The organism is Leclercia sp. UBA7405 (assembly GCF_037152215.1).
Taxonomy (GTDB): Bacteria; Pseudomonadota; Gammaproteobacteria; order Enterobacterales; family Enterobacteriaceae; genus Enterobacter; species Enterobacter pneumoniae.
Genome location: NZ_JBBCMR010000013.1, coordinates 1 through 1,888, shown reverse-complemented (window position 1 = coordinate 1,888; position 1,888 = coordinate 1). Strand labels below are relative to the sequence as shown.

Annotated in this window: 2 rRNA genes; both read right to left on the bottom strand. The window is 53.5% G+C overall.

The annotated features are described in order from the left end of the window. Positions 1 to 5: 5 nt before the first annotated feature. Positions 6 to 121: ribosomal RNA gene (gene rrf / locus WFN75_RS22455) — 5S ribosomal RNA — on the bottom strand. A gap of 70 nt (positions 122 to 191) precedes the next feature. Beyond that, positions 192 to 1,888: ribosomal RNA gene (locus tag WFN75_RS22450) — 23S ribosomal RNA — on the bottom strand; the annotation flags it as partial.

The window sequence follows — 1,888 nt, the reverse complement described above, 5'->3', positions numbered from 1 at the left end:
TTGATGCCTGGCAGTTCCCTACTCTCGCATGGGGAGACCCCACACTACCATCGGCGCTACGGCGTTTCACTTCTGAGTTCGGCATGGGGTCAGGTGGGACCACCGCGCTAAAGCCGCCAGGCAAATTCTGTTAAATCTGTATCAGGCTGAAAATCGTCTCTGTCTCTTCGCCGAAACAGCTTCGGCGTTGTAAGGTTAAGCCTCACGGTTCATTAGTATCGGTTAGCTCAACGTATCGCTACGCTTACACACCCGACCTATCAACGTCGTAGTCTTCAACGTTCCTTCAGGACTCTCAAGGAGTCAGGGAGAACTCATCTCGGGGCAAGTTTCGTGCTTAGATGCTTTCAGCACTTATCTCTTCCGCATTTAGCTACCGGGCAGTGCCATTGGCATGACAACCCGAACACCAGTGATGCGTCCACTCCGGTCCTCTCGTACTAGGAGCAGCCCCCCTCAATTCTCCAGCGCCCACGGCAGATAGGGACCGAACTGTCTCACGACGTTCTAAACCCAGCTCGCGTACCACTTTAAATGGCGAACAGCCATACCCTTGGGACCTACTTCAGCCCCAGGATGTGATGAGCCGACATCGAGGTGCCAAACACCGCCGTCGATATGAACTCTTGGGCGGTATCAGCCTGTTATCCCCGGAGTACCTTTTATCCGTTGAGCGATGGCCCTTCCATTCAGAACCACCGGATCACTATGACCTGCTTTCGCACCTGCTCGAGCCGTCACTCTCGCAGTCAAGCTAGCTTATGCCATTGCACTAACCTCCTGATGTCCGACCAGGATTAGCTAACCTTCGTGCTCCTCCGTTACTCTTTAGGAGGAGACCGCCCCAGTCAAACTACCCACCAGACACTGTCCGCAACCCGGATTACGGGTCTACGTTAGAACACCAGCCATTAAAGGGTGGTATTTCAAGGATGGCTCCACGCAGACTGGCGTCCACGCTTCAAAGCCTCCCACCTATCCTACACATCAAGGACCAGTGTTCAGTGTCAAGCTATAGTAAAGGTTCACGGGGTCTTTCCGTCTTGCCGCGGGTACACTGCATCTTCACAGCGAGTTCAATTTCACTGAGTCTCGGGTGGAGACAGCCTGGCCATCATTACGCCATTCGTGCAGGTCGGAACTTACCCGACAAGGAATTTCGCTACCTTAGGACCGTTATAGTTACGGCCGCCGTTTACCGGGGCTTCGATCAAGAGCTTCGCGTTGCCGCTAACCCCATCAATTAACCTTCCGGCACCGGGCAGGCGTCACACCGTATACGTCCACTTTCGTGTTTGCACAGTGCTGTGTTTTTAATAAACAGTTGCAGCCAGCTGGTATCTTCGACTGATTTCAGCTCCACCCGCAGGGGCTTCACCTACATATCAGCGTGCCTTCTCCCGAAGTTACGGCACCATTTTGCCTAGTTCCTTCACCCGAGTTCTCTCAAGCGCCTTGGTATTCTCTACCTGACCACCTGTGTCGGTTTGGGGTACGATTTCGTGTTACCTGATGCTTAGAGGCTTTTCCTGGAAGCAGGGCATTTGTTACTTCAGCACCGTAGTGCCTCGTCATCACACCTCAGCGTTAATAAGGAACCGGATTTACCTGGAACCTCCGCCTACATGCTTAAACCGGGACAACCGTCGCCCGGCTAACATAGCCTTCTCCGTCCCCCCTTCGCAGTAACACCAAGTACAGGAATATTAACCTGTTTCCCATCGACTACGCCTTTCGGCCTCGCCTTAGGGGTCGACTCACCCTGCCCCGATTAACGTTGGACAGGAACCCTTGGTCTTCCGGCGAGCGGGCTTTTCACCCGCTTTATCGTTACTTATGTCAGCATTCGCACTTCTGATACCTCCAGCATGCCTCACAGCACACCTTC